This is a genomic window from Leadbetterella byssophila DSM 17132, assembly GCF_000166395.1.
Classification (GTDB): Bacteria; Bacteroidota; Bacteroidia; order Cytophagales; family Spirosomataceae; genus Leadbetterella; species Leadbetterella byssophila.
Genome location: NC_014655.1, coordinates 3,548,228 through 3,572,576, shown reverse-complemented (window position 1 = coordinate 3,572,576; position 24,349 = coordinate 3,548,228). Strand labels below are relative to the sequence as shown.

The 24,349-nt window shown below is 40.4% G+C and carries 27 protein-coding genes; 17 read left to right on the top strand and 10 right to left on the bottom strand.

Annotated elements, in window-relative coordinates; translation table 11 throughout:
* The first annotated feature begins 165 nt into the window (after positions 1–165).
* Both aspS and LBYS_RS15845 read left to right on the top strand, forming a co-directional pair.
* A complete protein-coding gene (gene aspS / locus LBYS_RS15850) occupies positions 166–1,911 on the top strand; it encodes an aspartate--tRNA ligase (RefSeq protein WP_013409857.1) in 1,746 nt (581 codons plus the stop codon).
* Positions 1,912–2,002: 91 nt separating this feature from the next.
* Complete coding sequence (locus LBYS_RS15845) at positions 2,003–2,746, top strand: DUF2490 domain-containing protein (RefSeq protein ID WP_013409856.1); 744 nt, start codon at positions 2,003–2,005, stop codon at positions 2,744–2,746.
* On the opposite strand, the gene LBYS_RS15840 is transcribed toward LBYS_RS15845, so the two are convergent.
* Positions 2,712–3,005: a VanZ family protein gene (locus LBYS_RS15840; protein ID WP_041823809.1), complete on the bottom strand. Its 294-nt coding sequence runs from the start codon at positions 3,003–3,005 to the stop codon at positions 2,712–2,714. The two genes, LBYS_RS15845 and LBYS_RS15840, sit on opposite strands and share 35 nt — an antisense overlap.
* Before the next feature lie 65 nt (positions 3,006–3,070).
* Positions 3,071–4,048 (bottom strand): acyl-ACP desaturase, encoded by a 978-nt coding sequence (locus LBYS_RS15835; protein WP_013409854.1) that lies wholly within the window; start codon positions 4,046–4,048, stop codon positions 3,071–3,073.
* 89 nt (positions 4,049–4,137) lie between these two features.
* Between LBYS_RS15835 and LBYS_RS15830 the strand changes: the two genes are divergently transcribed.
* From LBYS_RS15830 to porG, 5 genes are all read left to right on the top strand, one after another.
* Positions 4,138–4,878, top strand: coding sequence for a lysophospholipid acyltransferase family protein (locus LBYS_RS15830; RefSeq protein ID WP_013409853.1), 741 nt, complete (start codon positions 4,138–4,140; stop codon positions 4,876–4,878).
* 67 nt (positions 4,879–4,945) lie between these two features.
* Positions 4,946–5,596, top strand: coding sequence for a hypothetical protein (locus LBYS_RS15825; RefSeq protein ID WP_013409852.1), 651 nt, complete (start codon positions 4,946–4,948; stop codon positions 5,594–5,596).
* A 14-nt stretch (positions 5,597–5,610) separates the two neighbouring features.
* Positions 5,611–6,498 carry an NAD kinase gene (locus LBYS_RS15820; RefSeq protein ID WP_013409851.1) on the top strand — a complete coding sequence of 296 codons (888 nt, stop codon included), beginning with the start codon at positions 5,611–5,613 and terminating at the stop codon, positions 6,496–6,498.
* Positions 6,499–6,560: 62 nt separating this feature from the next.
* On the top strand, positions 6,561–7,544 hold the full coding sequence (locus LBYS_RS15815) for a DUF6089 family protein (RefSeq protein WP_013409850.1): 984 nt from the start codon (positions 6,561–6,563) through the stop codon (positions 7,542–7,544).
* Positions 7,523–8,266 (top strand): type IX secretion system protein PorG, encoded by a 744-nt coding sequence (gene porG / locus LBYS_RS15810; RefSeq protein WP_013409849.1) that lies wholly within the window; start codon positions 7,523–7,525, stop codon positions 8,264–8,266. The genes LBYS_RS15815 and porG overlap by 22 nt, the downstream gene beginning before the upstream one ends.
* Here porG and LBYS_RS15805 read toward each other — a convergent pair.
* The gene (locus tag LBYS_RS15805) at positions 8,263–8,454 is read right to left on the bottom strand and encodes a PspC domain-containing protein (protein WP_013409848.1); all 192 of its coding nucleotides are present in this window, start codon (positions 8,452–8,454) and stop codon (positions 8,263–8,265) included. The two genes, porG and LBYS_RS15805, sit on opposite strands and share 4 nt — an antisense overlap.
* Before the next feature lie 49 nt (positions 8,455–8,503).
* On the opposite strand from LBYS_RS15805, the gene LBYS_RS15800 reads away from it, so the two are divergent.
* Positions 8,504–9,313: a S1 family peptidase gene (locus tag LBYS_RS15800; RefSeq protein ID WP_013409847.1), complete on the top strand. Its 810-nt coding sequence runs from the start codon at positions 8,504–8,506 to the stop codon at positions 9,311–9,313.
* On the opposite strand, the gene LBYS_RS15795 is transcribed toward LBYS_RS15800, so the two are convergent.
* From LBYS_RS15795 to LBYS_RS15780, 4 genes are all read right to left on the bottom strand, one after another.
* Complete coding sequence (locus LBYS_RS15795) at positions 9,289–10,329, bottom strand: DUF4056 domain-containing protein (RefSeq protein WP_013409846.1); 1,041 nt, start codon at positions 10,327–10,329, stop codon at positions 9,289–9,291. The two genes, LBYS_RS15800 and LBYS_RS15795, sit on opposite strands and share 25 nt — an antisense overlap.
* Before the next feature lie 95 nt (positions 10,330–10,424).
* Positions 10,425–10,631 (bottom strand): PspC domain-containing protein, encoded by a 207-nt coding sequence (locus LBYS_RS15790; protein ID WP_013409845.1) that lies wholly within the window; start codon positions 10,629–10,631, stop codon positions 10,425–10,427.
* 102 nt (positions 10,632–10,733) lie between these two features.
* Positions 10,734–12,479, bottom strand: coding sequence for a signal peptide peptidase SppA (sppA, locus tag LBYS_RS15785; protein ID WP_013409844.1), 1,746 nt, complete (start codon positions 12,477–12,479; stop codon positions 10,734–10,736).
* Between the two features lie 92 nt (positions 12,480–12,571).
* Entirely contained in the window at positions 12,572–13,924 is a 1,353-nt protein-coding gene (locus tag LBYS_RS15780) for a POTRA domain-containing protein (protein WP_013409843.1), read from the bottom strand.
* A 169-nt stretch (positions 13,925–14,093) separates the two neighbouring features.
* On the opposite strand from LBYS_RS15780, the gene LBYS_RS15775 reads away from it, so the two are divergent.
* Genes LBYS_RS15775 through LBYS_RS15755 form a run of 5 tightly spaced genes read left to right on the top strand, consistent with a single transcriptional unit; the run spans position 14,094 to position 17,278 of the window.
* Positions 14,094–14,918: a phosphosulfolactate synthase gene (locus LBYS_RS15775; RefSeq protein ID WP_013409842.1), complete on the top strand. Its 825-nt coding sequence runs from the start codon at positions 14,094–14,096 to the stop codon at positions 14,916–14,918.
* Positions 14,918–15,568: a VTT domain-containing protein gene (locus LBYS_RS15770; RefSeq protein ID WP_013409841.1), complete on the top strand. Its 651-nt coding sequence runs from the start codon at positions 14,918–14,920 to the stop codon at positions 15,566–15,568. The genes LBYS_RS15775 and LBYS_RS15770 overlap by 1 nt, the downstream gene beginning before the upstream one ends.
* Complete coding sequence (locus LBYS_RS15765; RefSeq protein ID WP_013409840.1) at positions 15,565–16,305, top strand: shikimate dehydrogenase family protein; 741 nt, start codon at positions 15,565–15,567, stop codon at positions 16,303–16,305. Before LBYS_RS15770 ends, LBYS_RS15765 begins: the two co-directional genes overlap by 4 nt.
* On the top strand, positions 16,302–16,607 hold the full coding sequence (locus LBYS_RS15760; RefSeq protein ID WP_013409839.1) for a (2Fe-2S) ferredoxin domain-containing protein: 306 nt from the start codon (positions 16,302–16,304) through the stop codon (positions 16,605–16,607). The genes LBYS_RS15765 and LBYS_RS15760 overlap by 4 nt, the downstream gene beginning before the upstream one ends.
* Positions 16,604–17,278, top strand: a complete 675-nt coding sequence (locus tag LBYS_RS15755) for a YjjG family noncanonical pyrimidine nucleotidase (RefSeq protein WP_013409838.1) — start codon at positions 16,604–16,606, stop codon at positions 17,276–17,278. Before LBYS_RS15760 ends, LBYS_RS15755 begins: the two co-directional genes overlap by 4 nt.
* 269 nt (positions 17,279–17,547) lie before the next feature.
* Here LBYS_RS15755 and LBYS_RS15750 read toward each other — a convergent pair whose 3' ends face one another.
* The 3 genes from LBYS_RS15750 to ssb form a co-directional block, all read right to left on the bottom strand.
* Complete coding sequence (locus LBYS_RS15750; protein WP_013409837.1) at positions 17,548–20,523, bottom strand: PVC-type heme-binding CxxCH protein; 2,976 nt, start codon at positions 20,521–20,523, stop codon at positions 17,548–17,550.
* A 66-nt stretch (positions 20,524–20,589) separates the two neighbouring features.
* Positions 20,590–20,952, bottom strand: a complete 363-nt coding sequence (locus tag LBYS_RS15745; protein WP_013409836.1) for a hypothetical protein — start codon at positions 20,950–20,952, stop codon at positions 20,590–20,592.
* A 62-nt stretch (positions 20,953–21,014) separates the two neighbouring features.
* Positions 21,015–21,398, bottom strand: a complete 384-nt coding sequence (gene ssb, locus LBYS_RS15740) for a single-stranded DNA-binding protein (protein ID WP_013409835.1) — start codon at positions 21,396–21,398, stop codon at positions 21,015–21,017.
* 242 nt (positions 21,399–21,640) lie between these two features.
* Between ssb and LBYS_RS15735 the strand changes: the two genes are divergently transcribed.
* From LBYS_RS15735 to LBYS_RS15720, 4 genes are read left to right on the top strand one after another with little or no spacing between them, the layout of a single operon-like run.
* Positions 21,641–21,874, top strand: a complete 234-nt coding sequence (locus tag LBYS_RS15735; protein ID WP_013409834.1) for a hypothetical protein — start codon at positions 21,641–21,643, stop codon at positions 21,872–21,874.
* Between the two features lies 1 nt (position 21,875).
* Positions 21,876–22,418, top strand: a complete 543-nt coding sequence (locus LBYS_RS15730; RefSeq protein WP_013409833.1) for a 3'-5' exonuclease — start codon at positions 21,876–21,878, stop codon at positions 22,416–22,418.
* A gap of 53 nt (positions 22,419–22,471) precedes the next feature.
* Positions 22,472–22,975: a mechanosensitive ion channel domain-containing protein gene (locus LBYS_RS15725; RefSeq protein ID WP_013409832.1), complete on the top strand. Its 504-nt coding sequence runs from the start codon at positions 22,472–22,474 to the stop codon at positions 22,973–22,975.
* Positions 22,972–24,315 (top strand): methyltransferase RsmF C-terminal domain-like protein, encoded by a 1,344-nt coding sequence (locus tag LBYS_RS15720; protein ID WP_013409831.1) that lies wholly within the window; start codon positions 22,972–22,974, stop codon positions 24,313–24,315. The genes LBYS_RS15725 and LBYS_RS15720 overlap by 4 nt, the downstream gene beginning before the upstream one ends.
* Positions 24,316–24,349 lie beyond the last annotated feature (34 nt).

Sequence of the window (24,349 nt, the reverse complement as noted above, 5' to 3'; positions counted from 1 at the left end):
AAAGGGATTGCAAAAATATAAAAATACCTAAGTAATAAAAAGATGACACCCAAATAATACGTTGTGGATCAAGATTTTTACCTAGCACCTGGATTTTAGATTGTTGTTAAAGAAAGTATAACGAAGAAATCCTTAAATTTGCGCCTTATTTATAGAAATACGCTCATGTTAAGAACGCACACCTGCGGAGAGCTCCGCATGTCAGAGGTAAATCAATCCGCTACCCTTTGCGGATGGGTACAGAAGATTAGAGACAAAGGGGGCATGATCTGGATTGACCTCCGAGACCGCTACGGCATTACCCAATTGATCTTTGAAGAAGGCAAAACAGATGCTGCGGTCATTGCAAAAGCCCGTAGCTTAGGGCGTGAATTTGTCATCTCTGCTACCGGAAAGGTTCAAGAAAGATTAGCCAAAAACGATAAAATCCCTACAGGTGACATTGAAATCTCTGTAGATGATATACAAATCTTAAATCCTGCTAAATTACCTCCATTCTTAATCGAAGACGATACCGATGGAGGTGATGAACTCAGAATGAAGTTCAGATACCTAGATTTAAGAAGAAATACGGTCAGACAAAACCTGGCGCTGCGCCATAAAGTGGCTCAGCAAACCCGAATCTATATGGATGCCAATGACTTCATAGAAGTAGAAACTCCGGTCCTTATTAAATCTACTCCGGAAGGAGCTAGGGATTTCGTGGTTCCTTCCCGTATGAACCCGGGCGAATTCTACGCTCTTCCACAGTCGCCTCAGACCTTCAAACAATTGTTGATGGTATCCGGATTCGACCGTTACTACCAAATCGTTAAGTGTTTCCGCGATGAGGACCTTAGAGCCGACCGCCAACCGGAATTTACGCAAATCGACTGTGAGATGTCCTTCGTAGAGCAGGAAGATGTATTGAACATGTTCGAAGGACTTATTCGCCACTTGTTCAAAACGGTCAAAGGAATAGATCTTCCTGAAGTGCCTAGAATGACCTATGCGGATGCTATGCGACTTTACGGTTCAGATAAGCCTGACACCCGTTTCGGTATGCAGTTCGTAGAGTTGAATGACCTGGTTCAAGGAAAAGGATTCCAAGTTTTTGACGATGCCGAATTAGTAGTAGGTATCAAAGCTGATGGATGTGCAGAATATACCCGTAAACAAATAGACGAACTAACCGACTGGGTAAAACGCCCACAAATCGGAGCAAAAGGGCTGGTATACATTCGTGTAAATACAGACGGATCTATCAAATCTTCCGTAGACAAGTTCTACACTCCAGAAGACCTTCAAGCCATCGCTGCACGTTTTGAGGCGAAACCGGGAGATTTAATCCTAATACTTTCAGGTACCAAGGACAAAGCTCGTAAACAACTGAACGAACTACGTCTGGAAATGGGCTCACGCTTGGGCCTAAGAAATCCGGAAGAATATAAAGTATTATGGGTTTTAGACTTCCCTCTATTAGAGTACGGAGAAGAGGAACAAAGATGGTTTGCTATGCACCATCCGTTCACCGCTCCTAAACCAGAAGATTTGGCTCTACTTGATAAAGACCTAGGACAAGTAAGAGCTAATGCTTATGACTTAGTCATCAACGGTACCGAAGTGGGTGGAGGATCAGTAAGGATCTTCCAAAAAGAACTACAAGGTAAGATGTTTGAAATCCTTGGTTTTACTCCTGAAGAAGCGAAGAAACAATTCGGCTTCTTGATGGAAGCATTCGAATACGGTGCGCCACCGCATGCAGGACTTGCATTCGGGTTTGACCGACTTTGTGCCATCTTCGGAGGTGCGGATTCCATAAGAGACTTCATCGCCTTCCCTAAAAACAATAGTGGTAGGGATGTCATGATAGATTCTCCATCAACTCTGCACGAGGATCAACTCAAAGAACTTAACATTCAAGTAAGATAAAAATCCAAAGGGCTGCCGAAAGGTGGCCCTTTCACATTAGAATCTGATTAGAATCACACTTTTTTAATAAGTATTTGGTTATAGGGGTATTATGAGACAGTTCATTTTTACCCTTTTACTACCATTAAGTTCATTCGCCCAAACCATCTCTACGAACACCAATGCCTGGTTGCACTATATGGGCACTTTCCAATTTCACCCGAAATGGAGTTCTTCCTTTGAAACCTCCATTAGAGGCGCGAATGTAACCCAAGAATTCCAACAGTTTTTTCTGCGACCTTCTTTAGATTATAAGGTCTCTTCACGCTTTACAACCAGCTTAGGCTATACCTATGTGTTAACCGGAGTGTATGGGGAACCTGCCTTAAACAAAAGAAACATGCACGAAAATCATGCATGGATTCAAGCACAGCTAAACACTCCCATAAAGAAAACAAATCTTACGCACAGATGGAGAAATGAAAGCCGATGGGTATTCATCAATGAAGACGAACCCTATGCCTATAGAAATAGAATGAGGTATATGCTGATCCTAAACCAACCTTTGGCACAAAGTCCCTTCAGTATCCTGGCAGGTAATGAAGTATTTCTCAATATGGGGAAAAATGCCGGAAAAACATTATTGAACCAAAACCGGATTATAGCGGGAATGGCTTACAAATTCAACCCAAGGAATCAAGTTCAGCTTGCTTACATCCATCAAACCATCAAGAGTTTTAACAATACAATTCAGGAAAACAATGCTACGATTCGTTTGAGTTATGTGTCCAGAGTTGAACTCTTAAAGAAAAGGGAAACACCTACTTTAAGTCCCCGAATTTTGAGTTCACTATAATACTGACTACTATTCCTAATAGTATGCCGCAAACATCTGCAACGATGTCCATAACATCAAAGGACCTTCCAAAACTCTCCGGTAACAGGTACTGCATTATTTCAGAACCCACTGCGTACAGAAAAAGCCCAAGAGACACTCCTATTATGCTTTTTTTGTATTGATGCCAAAGGAATCCTAAACCCGCGAAGACCGTAGCGTGCACTACTTTATCATTGATAAAGGGCACGCTGGTAGTGTCTATATCTGAGGTGGGCATTCCCAACAAAATAGTTACAACAAATATCGCTAAATAAGCGAGATGCGGTTTCCGAAAGATCTTAATTATCTTGTAATCCACTTGAATTCGTATTCCAATTCCGGTATCTTAGTTCTGTCTGCTATTCTACGCAAACGCGCCGGCAAAGCTAATAAATAATCTCTGGCTCTCTCTGCCTGAGCATTAAGTTCCCTCACTTTTTCTATCTTCCATTCCTGAAGTAAGCTTTCCAGAATTTCAATGTAATCTATGGTAGTGTACACACCCAGCCTTTGTGCGGAATCAGAAAAATGAGAAAACACCTCCCCTATCTTTTCCCCCGTTTCTCGAAGAAAATGTGCAGGCATCACTATCTTTTTTCTCATCATATCTTCAAAGGCTAACATCACCTCTGAAGGATCCACCTCAAAGAATTTGGAGATAAAGGTCTTATATGCCTTAGCATGCCTCATCTCATCAGAAGCTATCTTCCCACAAATCTTAGACAGATGAGTATTACCAAACTTCTTTGCCAGTGTGGCCGTTCTTCTGTGAGAAATATTAGTTGCTAATTCCTGAAAAGAAGTATAAATAAAGTTTCTATAAGGGTCATCATCTGTACCAATATCAAAGCCATCAGCAATCAGCCACTGAGTAGAGGTTTCCATCTCCCGCATATTTATTCTACCGGAGAGATAAAGGTACTTGTTCAATAAATCGCCATGCCTATTTTCTTCAGCACTCCACCATCTTACCCATTTCACCCAACCGGAATTTGGTTCCTCTACCTGTTTAATCCCCTCAACGGTCATTAGCCAAGAAGTATACGTAGGCAAGGCTTCTTCTGTGATGCAGTCACCCACCAAAACCGCTAAGTAATCATACGGCAATTCTTTGCAGGCATCCTGTAACTCTTTTAGCTCATCAAAAAAATTCTCCTTTCCCGAATCCGGAAGGAAATCAGCCGGCTGCCAGTTGGACTCAATAGGATTTAGAAATTCAAGAGAAAGATCGTCCACTTCCTTCCCTATATGTTTCATGACTTCTATGCGACTTGGTTCCATGCCATTCTTACATTACAAATGCAAATTAATTCCAAACCACCAATTTTCAAACCCAAAATATCCCTTTAACTTTGCAAAAAAATACACATTTGAAGAAGATTCTGGATTATTTGTTAAGCGCCATTTATGCCCTCTATTTTGGGATACTTTTATGTGTTTTCCACGTGGTACAGGTGATTGCTTTTCATTTATTCGGTCCACGTGCACATCAAAGATCGGTAGAAATATTGAACCTATTTATTATTGGAGGCTTTTTTCTAACGGGTTCACGTGCAAAGTTTTACCAACAATCACCCTTACCTACTGATCGCACTATCATCTTTATCTCAAACCACCAAAGTATGTTTGACATCCCGGGAATCATCTGGTTTCTGAGAAAGCATACGCCTAAGTTTGTTTCTAAAAAAGAGCTAGCAAAGGGAATACCTGCCATCTCCTATAATCTTAGGGTAGGACAAGCAGCTTTGATTGACCGTTCTGATTCCAAACAGGCCATTATGGAGATATTAAGATTTGCCAAGCATATCTCTGAGCATACTTTCTCTGCTGCCATTTTCCCGGAAGGTACCAGATCCAGAACCGGGAAGCTAAAGCCTTTTGCCGTAGGAGGTGTGGCTACACTCTTAAAGAAAACGAAGCACCCTCTTGTAGTACCCATAGCTATCAAGAATACAGGCAAATTCAATCCAACGGGTTTGTTCCCATTAAGCTCCTTTACTACAATGTCTTGGACTACTTTGGAAGCAATAGAACCAAAGGACAGAACACCGGAAGATATTGTCAAAGAATGTGAAGACCAAATCCGAGAATATTTAGGCCAAAAAATATAGGTTTTTACTATATTTCTTCCCTATTTGCATAACAATTAAGCGGTCACTTGAACGTTAATCTTTTGGAATGAAATCGTTCATTAACCCAAATATCCCGGTCCTAAAGCCGTCTGATACGGTGGATGATGCACTTGTACTCTTTAATGATTACAAGTTGGATCTGCTGCCCTATATCCAGGACGAGGTTTTCAGTGGATATTTCTCAGAAGATTTGCTGCTCAATTATGACAATGATGACCTTTTGAATGACATTCAAGCCCTACCTGGGGAATGTGTTCTAGAGGAATCCGATTCCCTGTTAGAAGGCATCAGAAAGTTCATGACTGCTCAGCTGCCATTGTTACCGGTATGTGATGAAGACCATAGGTTCTTAGGCACTGTAGAGAAGGTTCGTCTAATTGATGAACTTACCATTCAAATGGGGCTTCAAAACGCAGGTGGTCTATTAGAAATACACCTGAAAGGCAGAGATTATTCATTGGCTGAAATTTCCAGGATTGTGGAAAGTGAGTCGACAAAGATCTTAAGTAGTTTTGTACATGCGGAAGAGGAAGATGATTTGATTCTAACTTTGAAGTTAGACAAAACGCAGATCAGTACAGTGGTCAGTGCTTTAACCAGATTCGGATATGATGTGATTTCCTATCACAGTTCGGAACCGGTTACCAATATTGAAAAAGACAGGTATGAGCAGTTAATGCGATACCTAAGTATATAAATTTTGCTTTCCTTATGAAATTTGCTATCCATGGCAGACCCTTTAAACCGGAATCTCGCGAGGAGATTCAAAATATATTTCACGCCCTCGACCAGAGAGGGATATTTTATCAAATCTCGGATACATTTTCAAACCTCTTAAAGGAAAGCGGAGTTCACCATGATCAAAGCATGATCTTTCGGGAGAAGGCGGAGCTTTGCGACCTAGATGTAGCCATTAGTCTAGGAGGAGATGGTGCTTTCCTAGAAACCTTAGGTATGGTGGCCCGCCAAGAAACGCCGGTATTGGGTATAAATTTTGGTCGACTAGGATTCCTGACTGACATTGCACCGAAAAACATTCAAGAAACTTTAGATAAGATATTACGGAAAGAATATACCATTGATGAACGCATCATGCTACATGCAGATGGGGCGCAGCCTATCTTCCCTGACGGCATGAACTTCGCATTAAATGAGATAGCCATATCGAAGACGGACACCTCTTCGATGATCGTAATTCACGCTTACATTGATGGAGAATTCCTAAACTCCTACTGGGCTGACGGTCTTATGGTGGCCACACCTACGGGAAGTACAGGATATAATTTGAGTTGTGGCGGGCCTTTGGTCATGCCTATCTCAAATGACTTCATCATTACTCCTATCTGCCCTCATAACCTCTTTGTAAGGCCTATTATCGTTTCCAGCCAGAGTAAGATTACGCTTAAAGTAGAGAGTAGAAGTAACAACTACCTGGTTTCTATGGATTCTAGAGCCAGAATAGTGGGAGATGAGATGGGAGAAATCACGGTAAGTTTAGAGACATTTAAAGCTAAACTTCTGAAAATAGATGGAATGAGCTTCCTATCTACCCTAAGAAACAAATTAAAATGGGGCGAAGACGTTAGAAATAGAATATAAAAAGTAAATAAATTTGCCTCCCGTCTCGTTAAAAGAGGGTGATGCGGATTAAATCAACAATTATGCTAAAGAATAAGATTTTCTTTATTACAATAGCTTTTGCTTTCCTACAAACACACCTAGCATTAGGACAATTGTTCAAAAAAACTAGCGATAGCTATTCATCAGTAGGCATTGGAGCAGGAACCTCCCATTATTTTGGAGATCTTTCTCCTTATCGTACTTTTTATTATGCCATATATTCCAATGTTCGTTGGAACGGAACCATCAATTATACCGCTCAATTGAATTCCAAATTCGCCGCCAGAGCTTCCGTTACCTATTTGCGTTTGTTTGGGAACGATGCTACTTATGGGGGGAAACTAGCCGATGGAAAATCAGGGATCAACCAACAAAGAATCCGCAACCTACATTTCAAAAATGACATGCTGGAATTTGCGGTGATGGGGCTATATTCCTTCAGACCTTTAGACATGAACCGCAGAAAGAATGATGGTCTACAGTGGAGCCCTTATGTAGGTCTGGGAATAGGCCTAGTGAGTAATAACCCTATGGCAAAAGATAGAATCACAGATAATACCGGGGGGATATTAAGAGATAAGGTGCAAAGCGGTTGGACAGCTCTAAGAAACGCAGATACAGAGACAGACAAAAAGTACTCTTCCATCACTCCTGTCATTCCTCTTTCACTAGGAATCAAAACCATGTTGAAACCTAATCTGATCTTAGGAATCGAAGGCAGTATAAGGTTTACTTTCACTGATTATTTGGATGATGTAAGTACCGGACGATATAGCACGGATGCATTATCCTACAGGGCGAATGAAGATTACTTCGCTTTAACCGGAAAATCACGTTTGGAATCCTATATGAAAGCCACAGGAAATCAAGCGGTAGGCAGCTTGTACCCTTCTGTAGATGCAGAGAATCATGAACCTCGTACAGGATTCAGAGGTTCAAAGAGAAATGATATGTATATTTTAACCCAGGTTACCCTTAACTATATTATCGGCAGCAGAGTAAAATGTCCTCCTTTAGGTCAATAATCCTTTTATTTACTGTTTCACCGCTCTTCTGTTTTGCCCAAAAAGTAGAATATGGAGCAGGACTGGGACCTACCTTTTATAAAGGAGACCTGCACCCAAGGTTCAATGTAATCAATCCGGGTGCAGCAGGAGATATCATGCTCAGATACAACTTCAATCGAATTGTTTCTGCTAGAGCCAACTTTATGATGGGACTAGTAGTAGGTGACGATAGCAAATCTACTGATCCCTTCCAAAAGGAAAGAGATTTCAAGTTTCGTAATGTAGTGATGGATTATTTGGTTCAATTGGAATACAATTTCCTGAATTTTCGAACTCATGATGGAAGATATGAGCACGACTGGACCCCATACTTATTTGGAGGAGTGGGACAAGCCCAAATCCTACAGAAGAAATTAAATTTTCAGGGAGCACCAATAGATAAGGCGGGGTCAGGATCTGACAATATCCTTGTTTATGGTATTGGCTTCAAGAAGGTACTAAGCTCGAGATGGAATCTGAGCGGAGAGTTTTCCACTAGAACCTTCCTTAATAAGAAGAATGGAGCTATGTTTGATGGAGTAGATGGCTCTACTCTTAACAATTCGTATTCTCCACCTCGTCAATTCTTCTTTGGTAATACTCAACAAAACGACAAATACTTCCACGCCTCATTTACGCTGAGTTATTTGATTTATAGAGTAAACTGTAATACGCCAGGCAAGAAATTCAGCTTCTTCTAAGCTTCCTTAGGCATGATAATAGCCATTATAAAATAAGCCAGGAGCAATCCTCCCATACTAAAAATGGTCAATAAAGCTGCACCTATCCTGATAATAGTGGGATCTGCTTCCAGATATTTGCCTAAGCCTCCACACACACCTAAGATCATGGCCTCTTTACCTATTGTTCTTTGAAGTTTCCTTTGCATTTTTTGTACAAGAATTAAAAGTAAATTTACAAGGAAATTTCAAAATACCATGTTTGTAAACGCGATTAATCAAGTAGCCAAATTCACCTTTCCTTTGATCATATCTAATCATTATCAGGACGGTAGCACCAGCAGCCATCTAGGGAGCTTCGTTCTCCTAAATGAAGAAGGATGGATTATCACCGCTGCTCACATCATCGCAGAAACCAAAAGACACCATGAACATGTGCAAGAATACCACAATTATATCCATGGTAACGGAATGGTTTTAAATCCAAAATGGATATTAAATCATTCCTTATGGTTTGGAGCAGACCATCACCGGATACAGACCTTTCACCTCCTACCTGAAAACGATTTGGCCATCGGTAAAATAGAAGATTATCAGGCTGCGCCAGGGCAAATTTACCCTAAAATCATTTCTCCCAGCAGAATTGCAGCAGGAAGGTCCCTATGTAAATTGGGTTATCCCTTCTACGATATACACGCAACCTTTACGGGCAATACCTTTCAATATGATGCTTCCTTGTTTCCCATCCCTCATTTCCCTTTGGATGGAATGTTAACTCGAATCATTGAAGGTGATTCAAATGAATGGGGGAAATGGATAGAGACCAGCACACCGGGATTACGCGGGCAAAGTGGTGGCCCTCTATTTGATCGTGAAGCTAATTTATGGGGGATTCAGTCCATGACCAGGCATTTGCCACTAGGCTTCTCTCCATCTATCAACAAGGGTGGAGTACATGTAGAAGAAAATCAATTCATCAACTTGGGATGGTGTATACACCCCCAGGTGATTATAGACTTCCTTGAAAAGTTTGAAGTAAAGTACTATCGCGCTGATGATAACTCTTGAGGCTGCTCTGAGGTAGTAGCCAGGTATTCAGCATATTCAATCAATGCAGGAAAATCCTCTTGAGTGATATACCTTTCCCTTGAAGTAAATCCTAGGACCTTACGTACGGGTATTTTGTAACTGGTTTTTATCTGTAAGGTATAATAATCTGTTAGCTTCTTTCCATCTGAAGCAAACTCCGGAACCAGTAAATCATATTCACTCTCCCCTCTTAAATCACTATCCACTACAAGAGGACTAACTCTTCCTAGAATTTCAAACTGACGTTTGATCAAAACCTTTCTGCTAGGCAATTTTGCCGTACCTGACCACCAAATATCTTTTACATCATTCATGGCCTGGCGAGTTTCCTCTTCCGTTTGAACGGCTCCTAGGTAATGTAAAGTTTCTAAGATACTTCGAGTCATTTCCTCTTCATACGGCTTATCACTCAAAACGGCCTTTATACCCAGATGTGCGCCCAATAAGTTAGAATAGGCATCTTCCACGGAAAAACTCGAGTATCTCTCAGGAACCAAAGGAATATAAGACGAACCATACCACGTGGAGATCTCATGCCAGGCAGATAAATCATAGGCTATCTTTCCAGCTAAATTCGCTATGTCCTCATCCGTAAAATGATCCGGAATAAAAACATTCAATTTCTTTGTGCCACCTTCTTTGCCAAGTTTAAACTCATGCAAACCCACGTTCCTGTTTTCTTTGATCAGAGCAAATAAATAGGCTGTATAATCAGCTATATCCCTGAGATGCCCCATATCTATAAAGCCGCCTTTATGCGTATATATAATCCCGTTCTTTTCCGCTTTGTTACCCATAAACGTATGGTCACCCATAGCGGATAGTGAAGTAATATCCGTAACTTTAAGGAAGGACAGTACAGAAACCTTTACGTCTACACCAAAGGAACAACAGGTTCTGATAATTCTTTTAGGAGGGGTCTTCGTATCCAATCCTTCAGGTATACGAGCTGCACATAAAAAAGGAAGAAGGAGGATCAGAATTGTTTTTTTCATTACAGCTTTTTGGACAAAACCCTAATTACTGTATAACAAAATTATCTATAATCTTGTTCAAAAAAAACAGGACCTCGATGAGGCCCTGTTCTAATTTATGTATGTAGTGTAGTGACAGAAGACTTGAGAGGCATAATAGCCCACATCACCAAGTAAGGAATAACCGCTGGAATGGGAGCGATTACCGCCATCACAAACAGGATACGGATAAGGGTAACGTCTACATCAAAGTATTCTGCTAATCCGGTACAAACACCGCCTAACATGGACCCTTCACCTTTAATTCTTACTAGCTTTTTCATAATTTGTTTGTTTTATGATTCAAAGCTACTGCTATATATGGTACTATGCAATACAAAGTACACAAGTGGCAGACTGAAATGAAGAACGGCGACAAATCATGATTATCTAATTTCCGGCACCTCAAACATCCTTGCCTGTACCAGATCCATTTTACTTAATCCTTTGATAGTCTTATATATAGGACCAAATTCTCCAAGCTTTTCTATCAGCTGCGCTTCACTCCCTGATTTAGTAAACTTTTCTATTAACCTATCAAAGTCAGACTTAGGGTACGGATAGTATTTCACTTGATAATCCTTAATCCCAGCCTTTTTAGCTGCTAATTCTATAGCAGTATCTAAATCCCCCAGAATGTCAACCAATCCATTTTCCTTAGCCTGCTCACCGGTCCACACTCTTCCACCTGCTAGGGACTTCAATTCATTCAAATCCATCTTCCTACCTTGAGCAGCTTTAGTAGTAAAACTTTCGTATCCTTTATTGATCATGTTTTGGATGGACTGCTTTTCCACCTCTGTCATCTTCTTCACTGAAGAAGGAGAATTGGAATAAGTGTGTGTACTTACCTCATCAAAGGTAACGCCCAACTTATCATTCATGAATTTTTGGAAATTCAGCATGACGCCAAAGATTCCTATTGAACCGGTGATGGTGGTGGGATGAGCTACTATAGTATCACAACCCATGGCCATATAATATCCTCCGGATGCTGCTACATTTCCCATGGAAGCAAATACCGGCTTTTCCTTCTTGGTCAATTGGATTTCTCTCCACATCTTATCTGATGCCATAGCAGATCCACCAGGTGAATTTATGCGCAATACTATGGCCTTAACCTTCTTATCCTTCCTTGCTCTCTTTATCTCTTTGATAAACTCTTCAGCAGCAATAAACCCTTCTCCACCATTTCCGTCAACTATTTCACCCTCAGAAACTATCACCGCCACTCTATCAGAGGAAGTACTTTCTTTTATCAACTTTTTGGCTTTACTGTAAGTAGATAAGGTAGCATATTCTACTTTTTTGACACCTAACTTATTCTTAATTGCATCTTCGTATTGATCAGCATAAGCCACAGCTTGTACCAAATCAAACTTTAAAGCCTCATCAGAAGTGAATATTGGAGCCTTGTTTAAAAGACTATCAACGGAAGCTAATGCCCAATTTTTATCCTGTGCAAAATTGCTATAAACCTTATGTGATATGGATCCTAAATAAGACTTAATCTGCTCCTTACTAGCCTCACTCATATCCTTTCTGAAGTAAGGTTCTACTGCACTTTTGTATTCTCCCACCCTAAAGATGATGGGTTCAATTCCTAATTTCTCCAGCGTACCTTGAAAATAGGTTATCTCAGAAGATAAGCCATTAAATTCTACTGAACCCTCTGGATGTATAAATGCACTGTCAGCCACTGCACATAGGAGGATAGCTTTTTCTGATAAGTAATCTCCGTACGTATAAATGAATTTCCCGGATTTCTTGAAATTAAGCAAGGCTGACCTGACTTCTTCTAGCTCCGCAAAACCCATGGATGGATCGTTGATAGAAATACTGATACCCTTGATCTTAGGATCTAAAGCTGCATTTTTTAAAGAAGTCTGTAGCTCTCTAATACTGATATAATTTATTTCATCACCCAATATCCCCGTGAAAGGATCCTCCGGTTTTTTCAAATCAGTGAATTTACCATCTAAATCCAGTTTTAGCACTGTGCCCTCTTTGACCTCGCTCGTACCTTCAGAAGAGGAAAACATTGAGCCTATCCCCATAAACAAGAAGAAGAAAAGAATATAGAACAAGAAGATGCCAACAATGGTAGCTAAAACATACTTCAAAAACTGCATAATAGTGTTAGTATAGTAGATTACAAAATTACAATAAGAAAAGCAAGTTGCACTACGCTAATCATCAAACGGCTGATTATGGAGATGAACGGCTAAAACTCCCTGCCAAAAGTGAAGAACAAATTCCTCTCTTTCATCTCATTCACAGAATAATAGGCTCTTATATTCACATTGTAAAAAGTCACGATATCCAAACCTACTCCTCCTCCCAGCAAAGTTCTGTTACTCAGTCGAGAATTACTCCATTGGGGCTGAAAATTCCTTACATACGCAACATCAAAATATACGTTGGGATAGATTTTAAGTGGTAGAGAGGAAAACTCCTTTTTCCGGATAAGCCAGGAAATATCAAAGCTCCTGTCCATTATTTTATTTTTTATAGTATGTCTACTTAGGGCAAAGAACTGACCATCAATCACGTACAATTCATACCCCCTCGCAATATTCCCTCCATAACCTAAACCGCTCACCAAAAAATAGCTTTGAGTCCTAGGAAAAGAGGCTTTCCCTCTTACTTGAGAATCCCAGAAAAATCGTGCTCCAAGGGGTTGGAAATAGTGGAAGTTTAGATTCACATTGGTTTGATTTCTCCCTTTAAACGCCACATAATGATACACACTGCTGAAAAAAAGATGGCCTCTTTCAGCATATTGCCTAAAATCTCTAAAGTCCGCCCTAAACTCATAACCGGTATATAACAAATTCTGATTCGTTCTGGAATCACCGAAATACTCAGGATTTGCCAGAGCTATAGTGTCACTAATTTGCGTATTTGAAAAACCTCCGGTCCAGGTATGATAATAATTGATTCTATCTCTGTATTTAAAATCAATAGCTCCTCCCACCCTTTGATACAAAGTATGATCTGAACTGGCAAAAGTGAGCTTATCATTCCAGGTCTTAAACGGCAAAGCTTTTCTGGAAGCATAAAATGCCCTTGCCGTAAAACCCAGCCTCTTCTGCTTATCGATGTAGGGCCGCGAATAGGCCAATTGGTAATAGGGAGTAAATCCTAAATGCACATTGGCGGTTAACACATCTCCATTACCTGAAAAATTAAAATGATTTACATTCAAACCATACGTTAACCTACTCAAATCCCTCCCTCTTTCATACCACCATTCGTTGAAACTACGGTCACCTAATGCTAACATAGGCAATATAGACATATACCATCTTTCTTTTACCCATATCAACAGATCTAAATATCCTTCGGCGTCAGATAAAGGTGTCACCTCCACTTCTAGGAATAGATTGGTATTGACTACATTTTCTTTTATCAATTGGAGCTGCTTTGTGAGTCGAGGTTCGGAGATGGTATCCCCCTTTAGCATATGCACTTCCCGCAAAATGACTGCAGTCTTGGTTTTTTTATTCCCCTGAACCTCAATGTTTCTCACAGTAAAAACCTGAGCACATACAGGTGAGGCCATGAGAAATAACATGAAAATCTTTAAATAAGTTTTCAAAGTCGCTAGGAAGATGAATTTATCACCAATAATACGAGAAAAGTTTAGGTAAGACCTTATATACACCCCTTAATTTTTGTTCAAATAGGAAAAGAAACCCGCGATGATTTCGTATTTTTGCCCTTCTTATATTCAAACGTAATCAATGAATTATTCTTTATCTCACGTTCCGGAACGTACTGCACAACCTCGCAACAATGGTGTTACCATGGTGATGGATAAAGGCCTAAGTCTGGCTGAAGCGGAGAACTTCCTTTCTAAAGCTGCGAAGTTTGTGGACATAATAAAATTAGGTTGGGCCACATCGTACATAACGGAAAACTTAAAAGAAAAGATTCAACTCTATCACGCTCATAATATCCCTGTATATTTTGGAGGCACTCTATTTGAAGCCTTTGTTGTAAGAAATCAATTTGAAGATTATTTGCGTGTATTAGACGAATATGGATTGGAATATGCAGAGGTGTCTGACGGCTCCATTACATTACCTCATGAGGAAAAATGTAATTACATTGCCAAATTAGCTACCCGCGGAAAGGTTCTATCTGAAGTAGGATCAAAAGACGCCGAAAAAATCTTCGCTCCGTATAAGTGGATTGATTTGATGCGAAGTGAATTACAGGCAGGCTCTTGGAAAGTTATTGGCGAAGCCAGAGAAAGCGGAAACATTGGCTTATACAGAAGTACTGGAGAAGTTAGGCAGGGATTGGTAGATGAGATTATAAATGCTATCTCTGCTGAGAATATCATTTGGGAAGCACCTCAACGTCCTCAACAGGTATATTTCGTTAAATTGATTGGACCAAATGTCAATTTAGGAAATATTGCACCTGAAGAAGTAATAGCATTAGAAACTACTCGTTTAGGGCTTAGGAGTGATACCTTTGCCTCCTATTTACCGGAAGACATCAAACAAAAATATAAACTTGGCAAATACTTCCAAGATGAGCGCCTAAAACAAGACAATTAATGGAACTTATACACTTTATCATTGATTTCCTAAAGGATCCACTATCCGTTTTACAACAATTTTTGGCGGAGTATGACAAACTCACTTACGCCATCTTATTTCTAGTCGTTTTCGTGGAAACTGGCTTGATCATCATGCCATTATTACCCGGAGATTCACTGCTTTTTGCCGTTGGCCTTTTGGCTGCCACCACGGGACAGTTAGATGTTACCTTGGTGATACCACTGTTAATAGGTGCTGCCCTATTAGGAGACAATGTCAATTATTTCATTGGAAGTCGATTTGGTAGTTATATCAAATCACGGGAAAAGATCCTCTTCTTAAAAAGAGAATACATAGAAAAAACGGAAGAATTTTATGAAAAACACGGGGGTGTAGCCGTAATTCTCGCCCGTTTTATGCCCATCATCCGTACCGTAGCACCTTTCGTAGCAGGTGCCGGAAGCATGAAATACCCAAAATACATCCTGTATTGTATCATAGGAGCTGTTACTTGGGTAACTAGTATAACCTTATTGGGATATTTCCTTGGAACAAACGAATGGGTAAAAGAGAATTTTGAAAAGGTAGTTTTGAGCATCATCTTTATCTCTGTACTTCCAATGATCATCGGAGCTATAAAGATGAAGTTTGCTAAAAAAGAAGCATGAGAAAGTTCGGATTGATTGGTTACCCTTTAGGACATTCCTTTTCTAGGAAATACTTCTCAGAAAAGTTTGAAAAAACAGGCATCAGCGATATGAATCAATATGATCTCTACGAAATGGAACATATTGATCAACTACCTGTAGTCCTTAAAGAAAATCCGGAATTAGTGGGACTTAATGTCACCATTCCGCATAAACTGAACGTATTACCTTTTCTTAGTGAAATTGACCCGGCCGCGCAAAGAATAGGTGCGGTAAATGTCCTAAAAGTGAAACCTGAGGGAGGACTAAAAGGATACAATAGTGACTACTATGGCTTTAGAAAATCACTAGAAGAATTCCTAAACGGCAGAACTGTTTCCCATGCCTTGGTTTTAGGAAATGGTGGAGCAGCAAAAGCCATCAGGGTAGCTTTAGAAGATCTTGGTATCGAATACCATTTGGTTTCTCGAAACCCGGGCGAAAATAGCATTAGCTATGAGGAAGCAAATAACCTGCTCTCAAGCAGCCATTTGATTGTCAATTGTACACCACTTGGAACATACCCTAAAGTGGAAACAGCACCTCCCCTGAATTATGATTTGATAGGAAGTGAGCATTTCCTTTACGACTTAGTATATAACCCTGAAACAACACGTTTTATGCAGGAAGGCTTGAACAGGGAAGCCAAAGTATTAAACGGATACCAAATGTTAGTTTACCAGGCAGAAAAATCCTGGGAAATCTGGAATGAATTATGAAATACGAAAAACACGTCTTTATATGTACCAATGACAAAGTAGCTCCTAAAAAATGTTGTGGGAGTGAAAGAGGCATGATTCTGGTTAATCTCTTCAAAGAAAAAATGAAAGAGAAAGGCCTCAATAAAACCATGAGAGCTCAAAAAACAGGTTGCCTTGATGTATGTGCTTTCGGACCGGGAATGGTAGTATATCCGGAAGGCGTATTTTATGGCAATGTCACCCCGGAAGACGTGGATGAAATCATTGAAAGCCATTTGGAAAATGGAATTCCAGTAGAAAGACTTAGACTCCCGGAATGATTAAACACATCTTTTTTGATTTAGATCATACCCTTTGGGACTTCGAAAGGAATTCAGGTGTTTGCTTGGAAGAAATCCATGCAAATAAGATTAAACCGTACCTGGATTTTGAAACCTTTACTGGCACCTTCAGACGTGTGAACAGGGGACTTTGGCGTGATTTAGAACAGAATCTGATCACCCACGACGAACTACGTAGACGTAGATTCAAAGAGACTCTAGAAACTCATTCTGTAAGTTGTACGGACGCAGATTCTTTAGCCATGAATGAAGAATTTATGCGCTTACTCCCTCATCAAACCTATCTGATGGAAGGTGCTTTAGAAGTCTTAGAATACTTACACGGTAAATATAATCTCCACATCATTAGCAACGGATACCTTGATATCCAAACGCGCAAAATGACTGGTAGTGGTATTCTCTCCTACTTCCAGGAAATTATCACCTCAGATGTGGCTGATAGTAGAAAACCAGACCCTGCCATCTTCCAATTCGCTCTTCGAAAAGCAAACGCAAATCCTGAAAACTCCGTTTATGTGGGAGATGATGAAATTGCCGATAAAGAAGGAGCAAAGAATGCAGGTCTTCCCTTTATCTGGTTCAATCCTGAGGCCTCAGAAACCAACAATGCAGTGATCTCCCAATTAGAGCAACTCAAGGAGATTCTTTAAACATGCCCAATGCTTGTTCTAGTATACGTTCGGGTTCAAATTAAGATCCTTTAATGTCAAAAGATTGACCCACCTACGTGACCAAGTTTTATAAGAAGATTTTTAAGATCAAAAAGATGGACATACCTATGAAGGACAGACCTTTTCTAAGATCTTCCTTCATCTCGCCAAAAAAGTTCTACTAAAACATAGGATGATTCCCCCCACTCGAAAGAGATTCCATCAATTCAAGACACAAAACGGTGTATTCTTCCTAAAGCATCAAATCTTTATGACCCTTGCTTAAGAGTAGAAAGATAGGTAATTAAATCCAGCATTTCCTTCTCTTCCAGAGGGAAAGAAGGCATCAATGAGACCTTTTCTACTACCTCCACAGATTTCACCGCATCCAGTGGGTACTCTCTCAATTCAGTCTCTCCTAGCAGTTTCACCAAGTATGAATTAGCGGTTTTACTGGTAACAATGGCTTGCATACTAGACCCGTCTTTAAACGTAATGATAGACGTTTCGTAACCCAGGCTAATGCCTTGATTAGGGTACACAATAGCATTATATAGCGCTTCTTTGGTCAACTTATTACCAATAGACCCTAAACCCGGACCGAAATTCCCTCCAATACTACCATTACTATGGCAGACAGAACAGTTTTTAGCAAAGCTACTCAAACCTAACATAGCATCACCCTTCTGGCTAAAATCAGGCATAGGATGTACCTGTATATTCTCTGCCTTTCCAAACATATGCTCAAATTCCACTTTGATATCATTGTGGAAGGTTTTCCGCATCACTTCTTTTGCTGCAGGAAGCAGATCCTTACTGATCTTGTTCACCTTCATCAACTCCCAGAGGCGTACGTCACTCATATACCCTTCCATGGCCAATACAGCTGCTTCACGTAGCTCAAAAGGATACTTTTTGTTTGTGAACACTTGAATCAATTGTCGAGTCACCACTTCATGATCCACAAGACCAATTCTCTCTATTCTTCGTTTTGCAAAGTCCAAGCGTAGAGGTTTCTGACTTAAAGCATCTTTCAATACACCGATACCAAAAAGTTGGTTGGCAACCTCCGCTGCCTGCCTATATACCGATGGCTCTTCGCTTCTATCCAAAATGGAAAGTACTCTATCCTTTTGTTCTATTAATCCATATTTGGAAACAATATCTAAAAAGTCCTTATCGCTCTTTATACCCTTTAAGACATTAGGTATTAGGGAATGAAACTCAGGATTTTTTAATATATCTTCAGTATCAAAATGTTTAAAGATGAGTAATTTCCTTTCTTCCGACTGACTCATCTTCAGTAGTCGGAGGAGAGCATTATTGCGCAAGGCTTTATCTTGAAAATCCAGAGCTCTGAAATATCTCAATGAATTCTCATGGGAAGTCCCTGCTATAAGATCAACCAAAAGATCTGCACTTCTTTTACCGCGACTTCTCCATAGGATATCATTCCATTCCGGTCCATTTTTCTTCAACTTGAGATAAGCTTCCAAGTATTTATCCCAATTTGCACCTGCACCTATTCCCAAAGCCTCCAAATACCAGCGATCATTCCCTTGGTAGGCCAAGGCCAGATTTAACCAAGCCACAGGATTATACGTGGGACTGATTCGAGTAGCTACCGCCTGTTTTACCTGATATGAAGGATCCTTTGACATCTTAATCAGAAATTCTGAATGATCCACTTGAGGACTCATACGCACTAAAGCGGCTCTTAGATCTTCATCAGGATGTGCGGAAAATTCTTCCAAGTATTTAGCATCTAATTCCTTCAGCAACCAAAGAGCCCTTGCAGCATATCTTACATCATCGCCCTTAGCTATGGCATAGAGACCTGCCTCTGCCACTTTCCCGAATTTTCTTAGACTTTGGTAGGCCAGATATCGGACAGAATTGCTAGGGTTCTTCAAAGCTTCCAAGCTGCTATTAAGGTCTGAGAAATCATATTTCGGCACTTGATACTTTGAATTACCTTTGGGAAATACCCTGTATATCCTACCCTTTTCCAAGTCACCCACAAAGTGGCCACCAACACCCACATCATACCAGTCAGCTACAAAAACAGACCCATCTGGTCCCGCTGCCACATCAGAGGGTCTAAACCACTGATCCGTAGCATGGATAATGTACTTCCGATCTACAGTATAACCTGCTTTCTCCTTATTAATTTGATAAGCCGAAATATCATTGTTTACTGCGTCACCAAGAAACACAGACCCTCTGTATCTTTCAGGTAATAGTTCACCTTCATACACGAAGATACCTGTAGGTGATCCGGCCCCTATCACTTTCAAATTCGGCACAACTCCCGGGTCATTCTGATGCCAATGCTGTTTCCACACCGAGTCTTCTTTGTTAGTACGATACGCGCGCCAGTCGGCACCCGTCATCTCATCCTTGTACCCATAATTTCCGTACGGCATCACATAATTCAAACGGTTTGATCTAACTCCGTCATCGTCATTATCGCTTTGCCAGATTCTACCAAAGGAGTCTAGACATAGCTCATAATTATTCCTGAAGTTCCATCCCACCACCTCAAAGTTCTTTGCTTCAAGGTCACATCTGATGGCCATTCCATCTTGAAAGGGTTGACGCGTTTGATCTATTTCTCTTCCATAAATATCCTTCAAGGTCTGACCTTTTGCATCTGTCAACCCAATTCCGTGATTTCCGAAGTTAAAGTACAGTTTCCCGTCGGGACCGAAGATCATGGCATGTACCCCGTGATCACTCTGCAGCCCTCCTTTGGTTTTAAATAGGATTTCCTTTTTATCCGGCACATCATCTCCGTCTTCATCTGTAAATACGAACACATTCGGTGATGCAGACACTATGACCTTGTTACCTAGCACACATATACCCAGGGCTGCATTCACATCCTCCCCTTGATAGAAAACCTTGCTTTTATCAGCTTTCCCATCTCCGTCCGTATCCTCGAGAATAAGGATTTTATCTCCCTTTTTCTCATATGGAACATGGTTAACATCATTTCTATAATTATATGCTTCGCAAAGCCAAACCCTACCCTTATGGTCTATATCCATGTTAGTAGGATTATAGAGCATAGGTTCAGAGGCAAAGAGACTCACGTCAAGATCAGAATCAGGAACCGTCAGGCCCTCCACAGTAATATATTCCTTCTTTTTACCTTCAGGGAAGCGGTCAAAATTTTCAGCGGATTTCTTTTTACACGACCCAAAGCCCAGCAAAACAAAAAACAATAGTGTATTTCTTAACATACTACGTGGAGAAAATTGGAGGCAAAGGTACGAAGCATTTGAATCCAAAACCACTACACGAACTCTTCAAATATAATAAAGAACCACTTTAATGATGATCAGTCCCAATAATCCAGCTAAGGAGTATAAAGCCATAATACCAAACTTTTTTCCGTGCGTCAGCGTGGTACTAATCCGACTTATAATCATTAAAAACCAAAGCGCTAGACCCAGGTATCCTAAGATTTCCAGATAAAGTATAGGATCTTTAGAAGTCCAAGCGAATTTACGAAATGCTACCTCTATTGCGCAGATTACGCATAGTATACAAGTCCACTGTAAGAAAACTTTGTGCTTTCTTTCAAACACGCGTACCCCATTTGCACCTTTAAATCCTAATAAGGTGCACAGGAGCATAAAAAATGCAGCAATTCCCGAAAGAATGTTCATAGGGGTAAAAAAATACCCCTAAAATTAATGTGTTTTGAGATCAAAACGGAAGATTTCTTCCATTAAAATGGAAGATGATCATCTTCAACAGCGGCAATGTTCTCCTCAGTCTTCGGTGATCTACCTAACATTTGCATCTGAGAAGCACGGATCTTTGTACTATATCTCTCCACATTTTGAGAGTCCGTGTACTTTTCCGTTCTGATCCTACCTTCTACGTAAATGCTGTCACCTTTCTTCACATACTGCTCTACAATACCGGCCAATCCTCCCCAAAATTCTACCCTGTGCCATTCGGTGTCTTCTACCTTTTCACCGTTCTTGTTCTTATAGGTTTCAGTAGTGGCCATACGAATGGTTGCTACCTTATCCCCGCTTGGAAGAGTCTTAACTTCCGGGTCTGCACCCAGATTCCCGATCAATAATACTTTATTTACTGCTGCCATAGTTGAATAGTTTTACGATGCAAAGCTGGCTAAATCTAAGTCAATAATCGTATAACAAACATTTATAAACGAATATAAACGTTTAAAAACGGATATGTTACTGATTTCAAAAGGCTTATAAATAAATTTACGAAAAATTTTTGATACTTCCAAATCAGAGAAAAAATTCCTGTTCTACCCACTTTTCGAAAAAAAAGCAAACCTAATACGAACTAAGTTCTCTATTTTTGGCTTAAAAATTCATGAGTTGTTCTAAACGTTCTTATAGTTCAGAGGAATTGGCCTTGACTGCACTACTGGAAGTAAGAGGTCGTTTCGAAAACAATCAAGCAGTCACCGTGTACCAGTGTGAAGATTGTGGGCTGTGGCATTTGACTTCAAAAGGTAATTTGCACCCCGCACTGAAGAGATTCTTAGATACAGGACAAGCCAGAAAACAATTAGAAGCTGAGTATTGGGAAAGAAAACTTAGATAAAGTGGAATTCGTTGCAATAGATTTTGAAACTGCTACCGCACAAAAGGATAGCGCCTGCGCAGTAGGCGTGGTCTGGGTTAAGGGACTTGACATTATAGAGGAGTACTATACCTTGATCCAGCCACCCAATAACGAATACAATTTCTACAATACCAAGGTGCACGGTATTCGCGCCCGGGACACAGAAAATGCCCCTACCTTCAAAGACATCTATCCCAAACTTAAATCTATACTCCAGGGCAAAAAGATCGTGGCACATAACTCTGCTTTTGATAAAGATGTGCTCTACTACACCATGTTAAGTGCCGGATTAGACTACTCCGAACTTGAACTACCCAAGAAATGGGATTGTACGGTAAAGATCTATAGAAAAAAGGGCCTTCCAAAAGTAAATCTTGCAGCCTGCTCTAAGCTCTACGGTATAGACCTTACACATCATAATGCCCTTTCTGATGCTATGGCATGTGCGAAGCTTTATATGATCCATCACCATCCCCTGTTTTCCCATGTGATCCCTCAAAAAGTGGCGCTTAAAGCCAGCTAGTGATGGCCAAATTGTAAAAGGATTTCGGTATTTTTGTAAAAAAATATCCTGAAATGAAGACAGAAGACATCTATCTGAAAGTAGTCATCACCGTCATAGCCATCATCATTCTGCTTGGCCTTCGGGAGTTTTCTCGTATCATGATTCGTAACCATGCGAACAAATATGAGTTAGATAACAGCCAAAGAGTGTATGCTAACAAATTCTTCAATTTCGCCTTTGCCATCATACTCTTTATTGTCTTAGGTATTGTTTGGGACATTTCCGTAAAAGGCTTATCCGTATATTTTGCCTCCGTATTTGCGGTCGCTGGCGTAGCACTATTTGCCCAGTGGTCCATCATCAGTAATATCACCGCATCCATCATTCTGTTTTTTAATTCTCCTTTTAAAATAGGATCTAGGATCAGAATCATGGACAAAGATGATTCTGTAGAAGGCAAGGTGCACGATATCACCTTTTTTAATATTCATATAGAAACAGACGAAGGAATCATTATTTCCTACCCCAATAATCTCGCCCTACAAAGGCCCATCGTATTAATGCAAAACAAATGAAACTACCTATAGATTTCGTGACGGAGATGCAAGCTCAATTAGGTTCGGAATTTCCGGACTTTGAAAAAGCCTTGCAAGAAGAAACTCCGGTTAGTATCCGACTAAATCCTGCCAAAACCTACGACTTCCCCTTCCAAAATCTGGAAAACATCCCTTGGACTCCGGCAGGAAGGTATTTAAAAGAAAGACCGATATTTACCTTGGATCCGGCATTCCATGCAGGAGCTTACTATGTGCAAGAAGCTTCTTCCATGATTGTGGAGGAGATCTTCAAAAAACACGTCCCAGCGGATAAACCCCTACGTGTCCTTGATCTTTGTGCTGCTCCAGGAGGAAAAACCACGCATCTGGCTTCTCTCTTAGGACCGGAGGATCTACTGGTAGCGAATGAAGTTATCAAAAGCAGAGTAAGCATTTTAAAAGAAAATCTCCTAAAATGGGGATATCCCAATGTCATAGTGTCCCAACAAGACCCAGAAACCTTCTCCGACCTCGAAGGCTTTTTCGATGTGGTTCTGGTAGATGCTCCCTGTTCAGGAGAAGGTATGTTCAGAAAAACACCGGAGGCAACGGAAGAATGGTCATTGAACAACGTAGAACTATGCTCTGCTCGCCAAAAGCGGATTCTAAGTGCAGCCGCCATGCTAGTAGCCCCTGACGGCTTGCTCCTTTATTCCACTTGCACCTATAACAAAAAGGAAAACCAGGAAAACGGATTATGGTTAACTCGTACCTTAGATTTTGAAGCCATCTCCCTAGAAATGCCAGAAGAATGGGGAATAGTTAAAACAGATTTCGGCTTACAATTTTACCCTCACAGACTAAAAGGAGAAGGTTTCTATATCTCCGCCTTTAGAAACAGAAGCAGAGACGAAAGATATGTAAAAGGCAGGCCCCAACTTTCGCGCTTAAATCGAAGTCTTACAGAACAGGTTCGCCCTTGGTTAAATGAGGACAACTATGAACTCTTTCAAAAAAATGATGGAGGCATAGTGGCCATTCCGGGTCATCTAATCTTAGAATATGGTTCCGTCTTAAAAGCTTTACAAAAAAGATCATCCGGTTTGGAAGTGGGCCATTTTAAAGGTAAGGATTTTATTCCCTCACATGCTTTGGCACTATCCACTCTGCTGAATCAGGAGGTAAGTTCTTTAGAACTAGACGAAAAGCAAGCGTTACTATTCTTAAAAAAGGAGCCATTTGAATTACCTGAGCCTATCAGTGGTTGGGTTCTAATGAAATATAAGAATCTAGGATTGGGCTGGGCGAAGGCAGTCGGTCAGCGATTTAACAATTATCTCCCCGCAGAGTGGAGGATAAGAATGAAAATAGAGGACTAATATTTGTTTATTTCTACCCATTTTCATCAAAGCG

What these genes read in the sequence shown, in the direction of transcription:
- LBYS_RS15845 (WP_013409856.1), top strand. Translation starts at nt 2,003, where the DNA reads ATGAGACAGTTCATTTTTACCCTTTTACTACCATTAAGTTCATTCGCC.
- LBYS_RS15825 (WP_013409852.1), top strand. Translation starts at nt 4,946, where the DNA reads ATGAAATCGTTCATTAACCCAAATATCCCGGTCCTAAAGCCGTCTGAT.
- LBYS_RS15725 (WP_013409832.1), top strand. Translation starts at nt 22,472, where the DNA reads ATGAAGACAGAAGACATCTATCTGAAAGTAGTCATCACCGTCATAGCC.
- LBYS_RS15760 (WP_013409839.1), top strand. Translation starts at nt 16,302, where the DNA reads ATGAAATACGAAAAACACGTCTTTATATGTACCAATGACAAAGTAGCT.
- LBYS_RS15765 (WP_013409840.1), top strand. Translation starts at nt 15,565, where the DNA reads ATGAGAAAGTTCGGATTGATTGGTTACCCTTTAGGACATTCCTTTTCT.
- ssb (WP_013409835.1), bottom strand. Translation starts at nt 21,398, where the DNA reads ATGGCAGCAGTAAATAAAGTATTATTGATCGGGAATCTGGGTGCAGAC.
- LBYS_RS15790 (WP_013409845.1), bottom strand. Translation starts at nt 10,631, where the DNA reads ATGAAAAAGCTAGTAAGAATTAAAGGTGAAGGGTCCATGTTAGGCGGT.
- LBYS_RS15750 (WP_013409837.1), bottom strand. Translation starts at nt 20,523, where the DNA reads ATGTTAAGAAATACACTATTGTTTTTTGTTTTGCTGGGCTTTGGGTCG.
- aspS (WP_013409857.1), top strand. Translation starts at nt 166, where the DNA reads ATGTTAAGAACGCACACCTGCGGAGAGCTCCGCATGTCAGAGGTAAAT.
- LBYS_RS15735 (WP_013409834.1), top strand. Translation starts at nt 21,641, where the DNA reads ATGAGTTGTTCTAAACGTTCTTATAGTTCAGAGGAATTGGCCTTGACT.
- LBYS_RS15805 (WP_013409848.1), bottom strand. Translation starts at nt 8,454, where the DNA reads ATGCAAAGGAAACTTCAAAGAACAATAGGTAAAGAGGCCATGATCTTA.
- LBYS_RS15720 (WP_013409831.1), top strand. Translation starts at nt 22,972, where the DNA reads ATGAAACTACCTATAGATTTCGTGACGGAGATGCAAGCTCAATTAGGT.
- LBYS_RS15775 (WP_013409842.1), top strand. Translation starts at nt 14,094, where the DNA reads ATGAATTATTCTTTATCTCACGTTCCGGAACGTACTGCACAACCTCGC.
- LBYS_RS15815 (WP_013409850.1), top strand. Translation starts at nt 6,561, where the DNA reads ATGCTAAAGAATAAGATTTTCTTTATTACAATAGCTTTTGCTTTCCTA.
- LBYS_RS15840 (WP_041823809.1), bottom strand. Translation starts at nt 3,005, where the DNA reads ATGCCCACCTCAGATATAGACACTACCAGCGTGCCCTTTATCAATGAT.
- LBYS_RS15820 (WP_013409851.1), top strand. Translation starts at nt 5,611, where the DNA reads ATGAAATTTGCTATCCATGGCAGACCCTTTAAACCGGAATCTCGCGAG.
- LBYS_RS15795 (WP_013409846.1), bottom strand. Translation starts at nt 10,329, where the DNA reads ATGAAAAAAACAATTCTGATCCTCCTTCTTCCTTTTTTATGTGCAGCT.
- LBYS_RS15835 (WP_013409854.1), bottom strand. Translation starts at nt 4,048, where the DNA reads ATGGAACCAAGTCGCATAGAAGTCATGAAACATATAGGGAAGGAAGTG.
- LBYS_RS15780 (WP_013409843.1), bottom strand. Translation starts at nt 13,924, where the DNA reads ATGTTATTTCTCATGGCCTCACCTGTATGTGCTCAGGTTTTTACTGTG.
- LBYS_RS15755 (WP_013409838.1), top strand. Translation starts at nt 16,604, where the DNA reads ATGATTAAACACATCTTTTTTGATTTAGATCATACCCTTTGGGACTTC.
- LBYS_RS15800 (WP_013409847.1), top strand. Translation starts at nt 8,504, where the DNA reads ATGTTTGTAAACGCGATTAATCAAGTAGCCAAATTCACCTTTCCTTTG.
- LBYS_RS15770 (WP_013409841.1), top strand. Translation starts at nt 14,918, where the DNA reads ATGGAACTTATACACTTTATCATTGATTTCCTAAAGGATCCACTATCC.
- porG (WP_013409849.1), top strand. Translation starts at nt 7,523, where the DNA reads ATGTCCTCCTTTAGGTCAATAATCCTTTTATTTACTGTTTCACCGCTC.
- LBYS_RS15745 (WP_013409836.1), bottom strand. Translation starts at nt 20,952, where the DNA reads ATGAACATTCTTTCGGGAATTGCTGCATTTTTTATGCTCCTGTGCACC.
- sppA (WP_013409844.1), bottom strand. Translation starts at nt 12,479, where the DNA reads ATGCAGTTTTTGAAGTATGTTTTAGCTACCATTGTTGGCATCTTCTTG.